The sequence below is a fragment of the Pseudanabaena mucicola FACHB-723 genome, assembly GCF_014696385.1.
Taxonomy (GTDB): domain Bacteria; phylum Cyanobacteriota; class Cyanobacteriia; order Pseudanabaenales; family Pseudanabaenaceae; genus Pseudanabaena.
On the sequence record NZ_JACJQB010000016.1, the window covers coordinates 1 to 14,819 of the forward strand.

12 protein-coding genes are annotated in these 14,819 nt (G+C 44.6%); 4 read left to right on the top strand and 8 right to left on the bottom strand.

What is annotated here, in order from left to right; genetic code table 11:
• Positions 1-393 (top strand): glycosyl hydrolase-related protein (locus H6F41_RS09660; RefSeq protein WP_242022997.1); only part of this gene is annotated, 393 nt, incomplete at its 5' end.
• Between the two features lie 293 nt (positions 394-686).
• A complete protein-coding gene (locus H6F41_RS09665) occupies positions 687-4,907 on the top strand; it encodes a DEAD/DEAH box helicase (RefSeq protein WP_190403275.1) in 4,221 nt (1,406 codons plus the stop codon).
• Positions 4,908-4,988: 81 nt separating this feature from the next.
• Here the strand turns inward: H6F41_RS09665 and H6F41_RS09670 are convergent, their stop codons facing one another.
• The 3 genes from H6F41_RS09670 to H6F41_RS09680 form a co-directional block, all read right to left on the bottom strand.
• Positions 4,989-6,170, bottom strand: coding sequence for an amino acid ABC transporter permease (locus tag H6F41_RS09670; RefSeq protein WP_190403276.1), 1,182 nt, complete (start codon positions 6,168-6,170; stop codon positions 4,989-4,991).
• A gap of 33 nt (positions 6,171-6,203) precedes the next feature.
• Positions 6,204-6,764: a hypothetical protein gene (locus H6F41_RS09675; protein ID WP_190403277.1), complete on the bottom strand. Its 561-nt coding sequence runs from the start codon at positions 6,762-6,764 to the stop codon at positions 6,204-6,206.
• A 193-nt stretch (positions 6,765-6,957) separates the two neighbouring features.
• Positions 6,958-7,098 carry a hypothetical protein gene (locus tag H6F41_RS09680; protein WP_190403278.1) on the bottom strand — a complete coding sequence of 47 codons (141 nt, stop codon included), beginning with the start codon at positions 7,096-7,098 and terminating at the stop codon, positions 6,958-6,960.
• 193 nt (positions 7,099-7,291) lie between these two features.
• Here H6F41_RS09680 and H6F41_RS09685 point away from each other — a divergent pair, with 193 nt between their 5' ends.
• Together H6F41_RS09685 and tkt are read left to right on the top strand one after the other, a co-directional pair.
• A complete protein-coding gene (locus H6F41_RS09685) occupies positions 7,292-7,999 on the top strand; it encodes an MgtC/SapB family protein (protein ID WP_190403279.1) in 708 nt (235 codons plus the stop codon).
• Between the two features lie 157 nt (positions 8,000-8,156).
• Positions 8,157-10,160 carry a transketolase gene (gene tkt, locus H6F41_RS09690; protein ID WP_190403280.1) on the top strand — a complete coding sequence of 668 codons (2,004 nt, stop codon included), beginning with the start codon at positions 8,157-8,159 and terminating at the stop codon, positions 10,158-10,160.
• Between the two features lie 227 nt (positions 10,161-10,387).
• On the opposite strand, the gene H6F41_RS09695 is transcribed toward tkt, so the two are convergent.
• The 5 genes from H6F41_RS09695 to H6F41_RS09715 all read right to left on the bottom strand — a co-directional run bounded on the left by H6F41_RS09695 (position 10,388) and on the right by H6F41_RS09715 (position 14,748).
• Positions 10,388-11,110: a sulfite exporter TauE/SafE family protein gene (locus H6F41_RS09695; protein ID WP_190403281.1), complete on the bottom strand. Its 723-nt coding sequence runs from the start codon at positions 11,108-11,110 to the stop codon at positions 10,388-10,390.
• A 51-nt stretch (positions 11,111-11,161) separates the two neighbouring features.
• Complete coding sequence (locus H6F41_RS09700; protein ID WP_190403282.1) at positions 11,162-12,181, bottom strand: YeiH family protein; 1,020 nt, start codon at positions 12,179-12,181, stop codon at positions 11,162-11,164.
• Between the two features lie 263 nt (positions 12,182-12,444).
• Complete coding sequence (locus H6F41_RS09705; RefSeq protein WP_190403283.1) at positions 12,445-13,551, bottom strand: Mrp/NBP35 family ATP-binding protein; 1,107 nt, start codon at positions 13,549-13,551, stop codon at positions 12,445-12,447.
• Complete coding sequence (locus H6F41_RS09710; protein WP_190403284.1) at positions 13,544-14,506, bottom strand: HEAT repeat domain-containing protein; 963 nt, start codon at positions 14,504-14,506, stop codon at positions 13,544-13,546. Before H6F41_RS09710 ends, H6F41_RS09705 begins: the two co-directional genes overlap by 8 nt.
• Before the next feature lie 14 nt (positions 14,507-14,520).
• A complete protein-coding gene (locus H6F41_RS09715; RefSeq protein WP_036011745.1) occupies positions 14,521-14,748 on the bottom strand; it encodes a 4Fe-4S dicluster domain-containing protein in 228 nt (75 codons plus the stop codon).
• Between the last annotated feature and the right edge of the window lie 71 nt (positions 14,749-14,819).

Below are 14,819 nucleotides of genomic sequence, written 5' to 3' on the forward strand. Positions count from 1 at the left end.
CATGAATTTGCTTGTCGCCTTGTTCCCCATCAAGGGGATTGGCGCAAAGCCAATATTGTGCAACTTGGACAAGAATTTAATCATCCCATTGTAATTAATCATTTAAAAAATCAAGCTGATCAAGCTAGTTTTTTACAGGTTTCTGCACCAAATATTATCCTTTCCGCATTGAAGCGATCCCAAGATCAATCAGCTTGGATTTTGCGTTTTTATGAAGCCCACGGACAAGTAACAGAAACTAAGATTGATATTTCAAGAGATCTATTATCAATCAAAGAAATCTGGGAATGTGATCTCATGGAACAGGCAACTATTGCCATTGCCAACGAGCAATCAAATTCATTGCAAATTACATTTCAGCCCTATGAAATTAAAACCTTGCACGTAGCTTGAGTTACATAGCAAAGCAAGAGTTAGCTAGTACAAACCACCCCCCAAGAAGTGAGTTGCGGCGCGAAGCGCCGCAACTCACTTCTTGGGGGGTATGTCCTAATCAGAACTTGTTTTTCTATACCAAAGATAAAAATGACTATACCATTTTTATCTTTTCAAACAGGGACAATTCATTGGTTGTGCCTGTTTGAAAAGCGCAATCAGATGATGCAGCCAGAATCTTTGTTACAATTAGAAATTGGAATATTTGCACTCAAAACTTAATCCCGTAGTAAATATAAAAGCAATCCCATATGCCTGATCCTCAAAATGCTTCTGCCCCACTCTATGCAAAACTGACAAAAATTTATCATAATTTGTCAGCATTAGAGAGACAGATGATCCAAGTGTTTGCGATCGCATATGAGCCGATTAATCGCAGCTTGTATTTTGATTGTTTGCTACACCTTGGGCTAAAAGACAAAGAAGACAAGCATTTTACTGCTGCCAGTATCAAAGGATATATTGACTGGTTTATACAGGTAAATTTGCTGACCCAAGACCGTTCACAGGGGCCACAGTGCAACGCGCTTCTGCTCGATATTGCTGTTCGTGATGCGGTGCAGTCAGGCAATTTTGAGAAAATTGTGCAAACGATCGAAGCAAAAATTCCTGTCCCATCCTATGGCAGAACCGACTCACGCACCTTTAGAAGTGAGTCCCAGTTTCTTCGAGAGGTACGCATTGGCATCTATCGTCAAGACCTCGATTTTGTCAATCAACAATTTGAAGATTTCTATCGCTATAGCTATTCCCAATCAAAAATACCCTTCAGCTCAATTCTCTATCAGGCATGTAACAACCCCTTCGATCCTGATTGGTTCTCAAGTCTCAGAATCGAATTTTTTGAATCCGCTTTAGCAACAATTTTAAATAATGGCATGTTGCGGCTCAAGCAGACCGATCAAGCATTAGCAATTCTGCGTGAACAATTCCAAACCCAAAGTGAACGTTGCACCGATGCCTTGCTGCTCGTTTTGATGGAGCAAAGCCTATTGCGTGGTGATTTGGATACTGTGCAAGCGGCTCATGAGCGCATGTCTGATGATTACAAAGATGTGGGATCGTCTTTACTCGCCTGTTGCCAATTCATGAAGGGAGAGTTTTCAACTGCGATCGCAAGTTTTCGGCAGTCCCTCAAAATCATCAAAAAAACGACAGGCAAGCGACATGTCTATTTCAGCGGTGAATCAGGATTATTTTTCATATTGGCACTAATTCATGAAGGTACAGCCGAGAGCATTCGTGAAGCCGAAGGCTATACTGCCATCATGGCAAAGCAAACTAACCATTGGTTGCAAGTTACCTACAGTCGCCTCCAGAGGGTTCTCAAGTTTCAAATGGGCGATATTCCCCAAAAAGATACTCTCAGTGCCGAATATATCCACAATCATACCGAAAGCCATTGCTTAGAAGCATTCTATAGTGCGCTCTGTCTCTATTGGGTAAATCCTGAAAAAGCCAGAATTGAACTGCCGCGAATTTTAGAGCCATTGCTTAAGCAATCTGTAAATGCTGGTTATCATTGGCTCTCGATGGAAACTGCCGAACTATTAGGGCAGTTATCACCCAATTCTATCCATCAAAAACATGCTCAAAAACTGCGCCAAACTAACCAGATTCCCACAATCGTTAATTTAATTCGTCCACAGGAAACTTGGGAATTGAGTCTCAATGCTCTACTTAACCTCAGTAAATCACCGCAGGAACAAACTAAAGCAGTTAGCCAATCACCACAACGTTTGGTCTGGTTTGTTACGTTTGCCAAGGGTGTCTGTACGATTCAACCCAAGGAACAGAAGATCAATGCTAAGGGAGTATGGAGTGCAGGACGGAACATTGCGATTAAAAGGCTGAAGGAATCCTTTACAGATTTTCCTTACATGACTCCGCAGGATATGGCTGTTTGCTCCCATATTCAAAGCTATGCCTACCATGGCTATTACGGTCAAAGCCAATATGAATTCGATGAAGATACGATCTGCGCCTTGATTGGTCATCCCTTGGTATTTTGGGAGGACTCACCGACGACCCGTGTCGATATTGTCAAGGGAGAACCCGAACTACTGGTAAAAAAAGGACGAGGCGATCGCCTAATTCTCGAATTCTCGCCACAGTTAAAGGATGGACAAAATTTTGTAATTACCAAAGAAACCCCAACCCGTCTCAAAGTTACACAGATCAATGAATCCCATCGCCGCATCACCGAAATCATCGGGCGCAAAAATCGTCTGGAAATTCCTGTAGCTGCCCAAGATCGTGTGCTGGCGGCAATCCATGGCATCTCTTCGATTGTCACAGTGCATTCTGATATCGGCGGAGTTGTGACCGATGCCGAAGAAGTACCATCAGATAGCAAACCCCATGTGCATATTTTGCCTGCGGGGGATGGACTCAAGGTTGCGATTTTGGCACGTCCCTTTGGTAATGCGGGAGCCTATTATCGTCCGGGGGCTGGTGGGACAACGGTATTGGCAGAAATTGATGGTAAGCGGTTACAGGCGACTCGCGATCTCAAGGAGGAGAAAAAACTTGCCAATGCCGCGATCGCTGATTGTCCTGTGCTGGAAAACTACGAAGAACATGAAAATGAATGGACAATTGATGATCCCGAATTCTGTTTAGAACTATTAATGGAACTGCAAGCATTAGGCGATCGCATTGTGTTGGAATGGCCAGAAGGCGAGAAGATGCGAATCAGTCACCGAGCAGGATTTGGTGATTTTAGGATGTCGATCAATCAAAGCCGTGATTGGTTTGCCGCCGATGGAGAACTGCGGCTCGGTGATGATCAGGTGATCAACATGCAACATCTTTTAGAACTGCTCGACAAAACTCCTAGTCGATTTATTCCCCTTGGTGATGGTCAGTTCCTTGCACTCACCCAACAGTTCCGCAATCGTCTGGATGAATTTCGTCGTCTATCAGAAAAGCATGGTAAAGGTACAAGGTTTCATCCCTTGGCGGCAATCGCGCTCGAAGATTTTGTTGATGAAATTGGCGATCTGCAAGCGGATAAGCACTGGCGGTCACATATTCAAAAAATTAGGGAGATGCGCGACTTTACACCGCAATTACCCTCAACTCTGCAAGCGGAATTCCGCGACTACCAGATCGAAGGATTTGCATGGCTCGCCAGACTTGCCCATTGGGGAGTCGGTGCTTGCCTCGCTGATGATATGGGCTTGGGGAAAACACTGCAATCTTTAGCATTAATTCTCACCCGTGCGCCCCATGGAGCAACATTAATTGTTGCGCCCACTTCGGTCTGCATGAATTGGATTAGCGAAGCTGAGAAGTTTGCCCCCACCCTAAATGTGATCGTCTTTGGTAACGGCGATCGCCAGAAAGTATTAGACAATCTCCAGCCCTTTGATATCGTCATTTGCAGTTATGGACTCTTGCAACAGGAAGAAGTGGGCGAGATGTTGGCAAAGGTGGAATGGGAAACTGTTGTCCTTGACGAAGCTCAAGCAATTAAGAACACAGCCACCAAGCGATCGCAAGCTGCCATGAATCTTCAAAGTGGCTTTAAGCTAATTACCACAGGTACACCCATCGAGAATCACCTCGGCGAGTTGTGGAACCTCTTCCGCTTTATCAACCCCGGCTTATTGGGTTCTCTGGATAACTTCAATACCAATTATGCTAATCCAATTGAGCGATCGCAAAATCGTGAAGCCCGCAATCAACTTAAGAAATTGATTCAGCCCTTTATTTTGCGGCGCACCAAAAACCAAGTCTTGCAAGAGTTGCCATCGCGTACCGAAGTCACGCTGCAAGTGGAACTCAGCAAAGAAGAATTTGCTTTTTATGAGGCGCTCCGACGAGATGCGATCGCAAAACTTAGTGGTAGTGAGGTTAATGCAGGACAAAAGCATCTGCAAGTATTAGCCGAAATCATGAAGCTCCGCCGTGCCTGCTGCAATACCAAGCTGGTACGTCCCGATATTCCGTTACCTAGCTCGAAGCTGCAACTATTTGGCGAAGTCGTAACGGAATTGCTGGACAACAAGCACAAAGCCCTAGTATTTAGCCAATTTGTCGACCATTTACACCTGATTCGTGATTATCTCGATTCTCAAAAAATTAGCTACCAATATCTAGATGGTAGTACCCCCGCCAAGGATCGCAAAAAACGGGTTGAGGCTTTCCAAGCGGGTGAAGGCGATGTTTTCTTGATTAGCTTGAAGGCAGGTGGCACAGGGCTTAACCTCACAGCCGCCGATTATGTAATCCATATGGACCCTTGGTGGAATCCTGCGGTGGAAGATCAAGCTAGCGATCGCGCCCATCGCATCGGTCAAAAGCGTCCTGTTACCATTTATCGTTTGGTTGCTAAGGGAACGATTGAAGAGAAAATTGTGGAACTGCACCACCAAAAGCGTGACCTCGCCGATAGCTTGTTAGAAGGTACAGACATGAGTGGCAAGATTACCACCGATGCATTACTGAATTTGATTAATGAAATTTAGTAACCCACTCGCGTAGTGGCAATTCCTGAATTGCCACTACGCGAATCTTGTATCGTCCGATGCGCGGACGATACACAACCTTTAAGTATGGAGAGATTTCTCTAGTTTTTGGCTAGCCTGTGATAGCGAAAAACAGAACACCCAATAGATGAGTGCCACAAATAGATAGACCTCTGCATAGCGTCCAATAAACTCTGGTTGTGATAGCACTGTTCTCGATACACCCATGAGATCCACAAGTCCCACAATCGCCACTAGGGAAGTATCTTTAAACAAGCCAATGAATTGCCCGACAATCGCAGGAATAGAAGCTTTGAGCGCTTGGGGGAGAACGATTAAAATAATTGTTAAAGGGATACTTAGTCCTAACGCTCTCGCTGCTTCTGCCTGTCCTTTGGGAATGGACTGCAAACCACCACGCACATTTTCAGCAAGATAGGCAGCACTAAAAAAGACAAAAGCCGCAATCGCCCGCAATACCCGATCAATTTCTAATCCTGCTGGCAGGAATAAGGGCAGCATCACCTGTGCCATAAATAAAATGCCGATCAGTGGCAATCCGCGTACTAGCTCAATATAAAAGATACAAAATAATTTGATGATTGGCAGGGTACTTTGTCTGCCTAGAGCAAGTAAAACCCCTAATGGAAAGGAAAAAACTATACCTGCGATCGCAACTAGCAATGTCAACACTAATCCATTCCAGACATTGACATCGACAGCCGTCAATCCCCATCGACCACCCACTAACCAAAGCGAAATCGGTAAGGAGGAAATCCATGCGATCGATAAGATCAGCGAACTTTGGTTAAATATTTTGCATTTTTGACCAGCGACAAAGCCAACTGCAATCGCCCCAGTAATCCCTAAAATTAAAAATTTCGAGATGCTATCAACGGGTAACAAAATTGCCAAGGCAACTGATAACGAGCCGATGGCGATCGCCACAAATCGGCTAAATCTGCCCCATAGTCCCCATGAAATGCCTGATAGGGAACCTGCGATCGCTAAAATGCTCCACAAGCGCCAAAACTCCTCAACAGGATAAAGTCCCACTAAAAACAGTCGAAAATTACTGCTGACCACTGACCACTGGGCGATCGTCGTTGCCCAAGTCCAGATACCGCCCACCAGTTGATACAGTAACCAAATAGAGATAACAGTCAAAATACTATTAAACCAACTATTAAACAGATTAGCTTTTGACCATTGGCTAATTTTCTGCCAGTAGCTTGGTGTGGCGATATCCGAGTTATTAATCATTGGGGCATTTTCTTGATATAGCTCAGCAGTGGATTACTCGATATGGTCGCATGGATAGAGCAGTTGCTGTTCTGATATAGACAGACGACTATTATTAGAAATGACATTGCCATTGGGATAATACCAAGTCGCACCATCTTTATTCATGCCATAGGTAACAACTTGACCATTGGCATAGTACCAAGTTGCGCCTTGTGTACCTGCGTTATAAGTCAAGACTTGACCATTGGCATAATACCAAGATGCTCCGCTTTTACCTGCGTTATAAGTCATCACTTTGCCATTGGGGTAATACCAAGATGCCCCAATGCGACCTGCGTTATAGGTCATCACTTGCCCATTAGAGTACCGTAGTGTTTCGCCGTTACCTCTTTGGGCAGCAAAGCAAAATTGCTGGGCTTCGCTCAAGCGCCCTGAATTGGGTTTGCTATTGCTATTGTCCGATGCCTTAGAACAGGCTAGCCTTGCATCACGGGCAGAGCTACCTCGCGACACCATGTAATCAATACAATCATCGACATCTGCTCGCGCCGTTCCTACCCCAACCGCAAGCGAAGCAATGACTAATATAGATGCTGAAACAAACTTGAGCATTAATATCTAAACCCCTTAAGTACAGCCTGTTAAGGCTTGAAGTATTACAGAGAAATTCAGCGCAAAGTGCTGTAAATCATTGATAGTCAGCCGTTAGCTTATTCCCTATACGCCTAAAAATCAATAACCAATCAATAATCAAAAAAGAGAAAAGCCTCGCGATGCGAGGCTTTTCTCTTTTCTAATAATTTCTTTAATTGTGGGATGCAGGATCTCCATTGTAAGGTTGAGTACCTGTTGCGGGAAAATCATCTTTGCTCGGACTGAATATTTTTGCGATCGCATCGCTTAAATATTCCACCATACTTGTAAGTTTCTTTACTAAAGCGTTCATAACTATCACCCTTAAAGGAATATTTAGAGAACTTGATCAACGGTTAGCTTAGTTTGTCTTTACTTACTAACTATGTATATCCTAATCCTAAATATGTTATGGAATCTTGATTTTAAGCAGCCGTAATAATTGTTTTAATTTCGACATATTCTATGTTCAGCAATAGCAATCAGTAAAGATAAATAAAGAAAGTATGCCCCTAGCAGAGTTTGTAATTCGATTAATTGCGGCATTCTTTCTCGGCTCAATTTTGGGATTAGAGCGTCAATGGCGACAGCGTATTTCAGGGCTACAGACCAACGCCACCACGACCCTAGTCTCAACAGGAGCTTGTTTATTTGTCTTGATAGCAGTCATGACTCCTAGTGATTCCAGTCCCACAAGAATCACCGCCCAGATCGTTTCGGGAATCGGTTTTTTAGGTGGCGGCGTGATTTTGCGAGATGGACTAACAGTGCGTGGGTTAAACACAGCAGCTACCTTATGGTGTGCGGCGGCAATTGGCGCTTTGACTGGGGCTGGGTTTATGCTAGAAGCCTTTGCGGGGACTTTAACAATTGTGCTGGCTAACTTAATGTCACGCCCATTAGCACATCAAAATCAGCTATCTGCTGAGACAAACAAAAATTTTAAAGTGCATTATCTCTGCCACTTAACATGCAATGTAAATAGTGAAGTACCTATGCGTATGCTACTCATGCAAGCTGTCAACAATACTCAACTGAGTCTTAGATCTTTATCTAGTAAGCTTTTAGAGGATGATCCTAGTGTGATTAATGTTAAAGCTGAAATATTAAGTGAAGGAAAAAATGACATTTTGATAGAAAAAATCATCGGTTGCTTAATCATGGAAGTAGGCGTTTTTTCCATTAATTGGCAGATCATAAAAGAAGAGCCTTGATCATCATGATTTTTGGTGGCTGTGGGAAAGATCGACGTTTAGCCTGAATATTTAATCTGCGTCAGAAGATACCAAATCTTAAAATTTATTATTGTATGGGACAGTTTTGAGGGAAAATGTACCTGAATGCGTACAAATTTTTAAAGCAATTGTAACTATGGTCGCTGCACCCTCGAAACCTCAAACCCTTGAGACACTCTGCATTAACTCCATCCGCTTTTTATCGATCGATGCGGTCGAAAAAGCAAAATCTGGTCACCCCGGTCTGCCGATGGGCGCAGCACCAATGGCTTTTGTGCTGTTCGATCAGTTTTTAAAGTTTAATCCTAAAAATCCTAAGTGGGTCGATCGCGATCGCTTTGTCCTCTCTGCAGGACATGGCTGTATGTTGCAATACTCATTGCTACACCTGACTGGCTATGACAGCGTTAGCATCGAAGACATCAAAAATTTCCGTCAATTGGGTAGCCCCACCCCTGGACACCCTGAAAACTTTGAAACCGCAGGTGTCGAAGTCACCACAGGTCCTCTCGGTCAAGGTGTCGGTAATGCCGTTGGTTTAGCGATCGCTGAAGCACATTTGGCAGCTCGTTTTAACAAGCCTGGTCACAACATCGTCGATCACTATACCTATGTGATCCTTGGTGATGGTTGCAACATGGAAGGCATCGCTTCCGAAGCGGCTTCCTTGGGCGGTCACTTGAAGCTCGGCAAGCTGATCATGCTCTATGACAGCAACAGCATCTCCATCGATGGTAGCACTGACCTTGCCTTTACTGAAGATGTTGCTAAGCGTTACGAAGCTTACGGTTGGCACGTTGTTAAGGTTGCTGATGGTAACGAAGATCTCGATGCGATCGCTAAAGCACTCGCCGAAGCTAAATCCGTCACCGACAAACCTAGCTTGCTGGTTGTCACCACCACCATCGGTTATGGCTCTCCTAAGAAAGCTGGTACATCAGGCGTTCACGGTGCGGCTCTTGGTGGCGATGAAGTTGCGGCAACTCGCGCTAACCTCGGTTGGACACATGAACCTTTTGATGTTCCTGCCGATGCTCTGGCTCGTTTCCGTCAAGCAATCGACAAGGGTGCAAAGGCTGAAGCTGAATGGAATGAGCGCTTTGCTGCTTACGAAAAAGCTTATCCTGCTGAAGCTGCGGAATTCAAGCGGATCATGGCTGGTGAACTTCCTGAAGGTTGGGAAAAAGCCCTTGAGCCTGTTGCTCAAAAGGAAACTTCTACCCGTCTTCTTTCAGAAGCTTGCTTGAATGCTTTGTCCCCTGTACTTCCTGAATTCTTGGGCGGTTCTGCTGACTTGGCTCACTCCAATATGACCTATGTTAAGGGGCTAGCTGACTTCCAACATGGATCTTACGAAGGTCGTAACTTCCGCTTTGGTGTGCGTGAGCATGGCATGGGCGCAATCCTAAATGGAATGTCTCTGCATGGCGGCACAATTCCTTACGGTGCAACCTTCCTCGTATTTGCTGACTATATGCGTGGCGCAATGCGTCTTTCGGCATTGTCGGAAATTGGTGTGCTTTACATCCTCACCCATGATTCCGTAATGCTCGGCGAAGATGGACCCACTCACCAACCCGTAGAAACCCTCGCTTCTTTGCGCGTCATTCCTAACTCTTTGACCATCCGTCCTGCGGATGCCAATGAAACCGTTGCTGCTTACCAAGTTGCGATCGCCAATCGTAAGCGTCCTAGCTTCCTAGCCTTCACCCGTCAGAACGTGAAGAACCTCGCTGGCACTTCCATCGAAGGTGCTAAGAAGGGTGCTTACACCGTTGTTGAAGCCGCCAATCCTGAATTGATCTTGATTGCCACAGGTTCAGAACTTGAGTTGGCAACCAAGGCAGCACAAATCCTTGCTGGTGAAGGTAAGGCAGTACGCGTAGTATCAATGCCTTGTCAAGAACTCTTCAATGAGCAATCGGCTGAGTACAAAGAATCCGTACTTCCTGCTGCTGTCAAGAAGCGCGTCAGTGTTGAAGCTGGTAGCACCTTTGGCTGGCACAAGTATGTCGGTTTTGAAGGCGAAGCGATCGGTATGGATACCTTCGGTGTTTCAGCTCCCGGTCCTATTGGCTATGCCAAGTTTGGCTTCACCGTTGATAACGTTGTGGCAACAGCCCGCAAGGTTCTCGGTTAAATCAAATCAAAAGCTTTTCATTTCTATAGGACTTACGCAAAAGAACGTAAAGTAGGGGCAATTCATGAATTTCTCCTACTTTGCCCTGCGGATTTCAAGTCATTTTTGCGTAAGTCCTATAAAACCCAGAAGCGTGATTCGTTTGCGTAGCAGTCGAATCACGCTTCTGGGTTTTAAGGTTATTTATGCTGAACTACTTAGCATAGGCACAAAATGCCAAATTGCTTCTATAACAAAAATAGAAAGCCCACAATAACTAATAAGCTAAAAATGATTTGATTAAACATTGGTTGGGGAATCCATCGATTTACCTTACCGCCGATGTAAACCCCTAGAAAAATACTCGGTAAAGACCATAAAAATAAATTCCAAACTATGGGAGTCCATAGACCAACGATGCCATGCCCTGCAATGGTGGCAATCCCTGAGAATAGAAAATAACATTGCATCGTTGCTCGAAAATAGTCAGGTCGCCAACGACGGAGCGTTCCATAAATAGCGATCGGAGGACCATTAGTGTTGTATGCACCTCCGAGAATACCTGCGATAAATCCAAAGATAAAGGCATATTTTTCATTTTGAAGGCGAGGCATTCTTGGCGTAACGAGGTTACCTATACCATAAAGGATTAGCAGCAACCCAAGAATTACTTTAACTAATCGTTCAGGAGCATAGTTGAGAAGTAATAGTCCAAAGGGAACGCCGATAATCGTCGCAATAATCAACCGCCAAGCTGATTTAAAGTCAACGGATTTAGGATCACTGATCAGGATTGTGAGACTAATCATGAATCCCATAAAAGCAACGACTGGAGAAGCAGTCTGGAGGCTCATAATTAGTCCCAGCAATGGCATAGCAAGTAAAGCATCGCCAAACCCCACAGCAGAACGGACAAATGTACAAGCAAAAAGAATAAAAGCTGTCAAAACTGTCAGGGTTGGTGATGTCATGAATTCACTATTCTGCAATAGGTAAGAATAAGCATCGCTCATTCTTACCATTTAATAAAATATCTTGACTAATCCATAGCTAAATATAGAGATAAACAACCAAGAACCTGCACCTAAATATAAAGGTTTAAGTCCAGTTTCACGAAGCTGTTGTAACTTTGTTTCTAAACCCATTGCTGCCATTGAGATTGTCAATAAGAACTTATTGATTTGCTCGATCGCATTTTTAAGCTCAGTTGGGAAAATATTTAGGCTATTCAGGATAATCAATAGAATGAAATAAAAAATAAACCAAGGAATTGCGATCGCAGTTGATGCTTGATGATTATAATGTGGTTTACGATAGGAATATAGATAACTAATACCTACAATGACGGGTGCTAGCCATAATACTCTTGACAACTTGGTAATACTTGCTAATTCACCACTAATCGGACTTACTTGATAAGCCGCCGCCAAGACCTGCGCTACCTCATGGATCGATGCCCCGCACCAAATACCAAAGGTTTCAGGAGTCAGACTGAGCAAAGTTGGTAATAATGGATAGAGGAACATAGATAAAGTTCCAAATATGGTGACGATTGCTACGGCATAGGTGGTATCGCGATCGGAACTATGAGTAGCGCTACTAGTGGCTACCACGGCGGAAGCTCCACAAATAGAAGTTCCTGACGCGATCAAATAGGTTAAGCTCTTGCTAACTCCTAATTGTCTTCCTAGGCAGTAGGTAAAGCCAAAGGTGCTAAATAATGTAAATATAATCAATCCAATTCCTTTGACTCCGATTGCCAAGACCTGCACAAAGCTGAGTTGCATTCCTAAGAGAATAATTGCAAATCGCAAAATTCGTTTCATGGAGAAGGTTACGCCCACTTGGCAATAAGCTGGCATTCCGATGATGTTGCGGAATAGAATGCCAAGCATAATCGCGATAATCAATGGACTAAACAGAGCAAATATTGGTAGATTACGCAATAAATAGGCTATTCCCGCTAAGGCGATCGTCAGGCAAAGTCCATAGATATGTTGAGAAATCCATCTCCAAACTTGAGAAGGTGAAGATATGTCCATCGTTGATATTCTCTATTATTTACTGATGTTACGTGGAAGGAATTCCAGCGATGTTGAAGGATCGGGGCTGGCACGGGGGCACAGCCCCTACGCCAAATTTAAATTATTCAGGTAGGGGCAATCCCCCCGTGGTTGCCCTGCTTTGCCAGCAGCAGGAGATTCATACCTTGAGTTCCACGTAACATTAGTTATTTATACCAATTCACAAAGACATGTAGATACTTCTGTGAATTAAAAAACAAACCCAGAAAGGGTTTTAAAAATTAGGGAACTAAAACACTTTCCTGTGGAAGTTTAATCTGATGGCATGAAGCAAAACTGTTATCTAGTGCGATCGCAATTTTATTGAACACCTCTGCAACTGCCGAATGAGGATCGCTAAGGGTAAGTGGAGTGCCGATATCGCCACCTGTGCAGATTTTGGCATCAATGGGAACCTGCCCTAATAAAGGTGCTTGTAGTTCATCAGCAAGTTGTTGTCCACCACCACTGCCAAAAATTGGGTTTGGCGTTCCACAATGTCCACAGAGTAAATAACTCATATTCTCGATAATACCGAGAACGGGAATGCCAACTCGACGGAACATGTGAATGCTGCGACGGACATCGGCAACAGCAACTTGCTGCGGAGTCGTGACCAAAATTACGCCACAGATCGGACTCTCTTGCACAATCGTAATCTGAGCGTCGCCCGTCCCAGGAGGCAAATCAATCAAGAGATAGTCCAAGTCTCCCCATTCCACTTCTTGAATGAATTGGGTAATGATTTTGTGGAGAACTGGTCCCCGCCATGCAAGGGGATGATCGGGCGCGGCTAGTAACCCCACTGACATTACCTTAATCCCATGCGCTTCAAGAGGGATAAAGCGTTGACCTGTGGGTGTGTCCATCACCTTTACATCCTCTTGAGCTAGTCCTAGCATCTGTGGCACGTTTGGTCCATAGACATCAGCATCTAGTAAACCTACCTTGTTACCTTGCGATCGCAAAGCAGCGGCTAAATTTACGGCTGTTGTCGATTTGCCTACGCCACCCTTACCACTGGACACGGCGATCGTGGTGCGAACTCCTGCGATCGTGCACACCTCCACATAGGACTTTTTGCACCAGTCTAGGGATGACAACAACTCTATGATTTGCGCTTTGAGAGCAAATTGATGTTTACCCACATAGAGCCGTAGGTACACATAGTCATCGACAATTCGCAGATTTCGCACCATGCCCAAACTGACAATATCCATGTTCAGAATTGGCTCGATCACCGTTTTGAGCAGAGATTTTACCGCTAGCTCCTTTACCTCAACTTGAGGATCGGTCGGTGGTGGAACAGGATGTTCTGCTCTTTGGAAAGGGGAGTTATGGCTAGGCATTGGAAGTCTCTTGAATGCTATCTTGGATGCTTTGAATGGCGCGTTGGGCAAAGATACACACATCGCGATCGGGATCATCAAGAGCTTGCTGTAAAGGTGTTAGTGCTATGGGATTGTTTAAAATCCGCAACGCAATTACACCTTCACGGCGCACGTCTGAATATTCATCGGTTAGAGCTTTGATGAATAGAGGCAAAGTGTGATCGGCGGCGATTTTTTGTAAAGCTTGGAGGCTAAACTTGCGAACTTGCCAATGCTGATCTTCGGCGGACTTTTCCAAAGCGGCGATCGCATCGGGACTGGCATGGGTGGTGAGAGACTTTGCCGCATTGCGGCGTACTTCCCAATCTGGATCGTCGGTAACAGCTTTGCAGAGAATGGGTACAACTTCGGCATCCGCTAAATGCCCAAGAGTCAGAGCCGTCGCACGACGGACTGTTGCTTCAGGATCGGACATTAGTGCGAGGGCAGGTTCGCAGCGTTCCACCTGATTTAAGTATCTGAGGGTGGTGATTGCCGCTTCCCGTAATTCTGGCAAGGTTGAGTCAAAGAATGGCATCACATAGGGTAAGCACTGAGCATCATGAATCTTCCGCAATAGAAACAGAATATTCAATTGCATATTGATGTCATCGCGCAGTAGCGCATCTAGCAATAGCAAAAGATGATCGGGGGCAACCAACTCTCCTAAAGCAGATTTAGCCTCTTCGCGAATATCCTCCACTGGTGAGGAAAGACATTCGACCAACGCAGGTACAGCAGCAGGGTTAGCGAGTTCCCATAGGGTGGTAACTGCTAACTTTTGGACAAGGGGGCTTTCATCTTTAACAGCTTCTAGTAACGGCGCGAAGATTTCTTCATCACCGATATGTTGCAAACTTTTAACTGCTACGAGGCGATCATCCACATTAGGCGATCGCAACATTTCTAACCATTGATCCATTTCACTATCCATTATGCGTGCCTCCCTTAGCGTAATAGGAATGGAATTTGGACGGTGATCGCATTGGTGGGACATTCCTTTTCGCAAGGAAGACAAAACCAACACTCATCGTATTTCATATAGGCTTTACCCGTCTCAGGGTTTTTTGCCAATACATCAAGGGGGCAAACTTCAATACAAGCCACACACTTTTCCAAGCATTTAGACTCATCGACGATTACAGGTACGTCAACTCGTTGAGTGGTTAAAGCCATAATGATTTCTGATACTCCAAACTTTGTATATTGTGAACAAACCTTTGTTGATAAGGATTATATGTGATTTC

Excerpts from the sequence above, each read along its gene's own strand:
- H6F41_RS09715 (WP_036011745.1), bottom strand. The coding sequence starts at position 14,748 with ATGGCTTTAACCACTCAACGAGTTGACGTACCTGTAATCGTCGATGAG.
- H6F41_RS09705 (WP_190403283.1), bottom strand. The coding sequence starts at position 13,551 with ATGCCTAGCCATAACTCCCCTTTCCAAAGAGCAGAACATCCTGTTCCA.
- H6F41_RS09710 (WP_190403284.1), bottom strand. The coding sequence starts at position 14,506 with ATGGATAGTGAAATGGATCAATGGTTAGAAATGTTGCGATCGCCTAAT.
- H6F41_RS09685 (WP_190403279.1), top strand. The coding sequence starts at position 7,292 with ATGCCCCTAGCAGAGTTTGTAATTCGATTAATTGCGGCATTCTTTCTC.
- H6F41_RS09670 (WP_190403276.1), bottom strand. The coding sequence starts at position 6,170 with ATGATTAATAACTCGGATATCGCCACACCAAGCTACTGGCAGAAAATT.
- H6F41_RS09680 (WP_190403278.1), bottom strand. The coding sequence starts at position 7,098 with ATGAACGCTTTAGTAAAGAAACTTACAAGTATGGTGGAATATTTAAGC.
- H6F41_RS09700 (WP_190403282.1), bottom strand. The coding sequence starts at position 12,181 with ATGGACATATCTTCACCTTCTCAAGTTTGGAGATGGATTTCTCAACAT.
- H6F41_RS09675 (WP_190403277.1), bottom strand. The coding sequence starts at position 6,764 with ATGCTCAAGTTTGTTTCAGCATCTATATTAGTCATTGCTTCGCTTGCG.
- tkt (WP_190403280.1), top strand. The coding sequence starts at position 8,157 with ATGGTCGCTGCACCCTCGAAACCTCAAACCCTTGAGACACTCTGCATT.
- H6F41_RS09695 (WP_190403281.1), bottom strand. The coding sequence starts at position 11,110 with ATGACATCACCAACCCTGACAGTTTTGACAGCTTTTATTCTTTTTGCT.
- H6F41_RS09665 (WP_190403275.1), top strand. The coding sequence starts at position 687 with ATGCCTGATCCTCAAAATGCTTCTGCCCCACTCTATGCAAAACTGACA.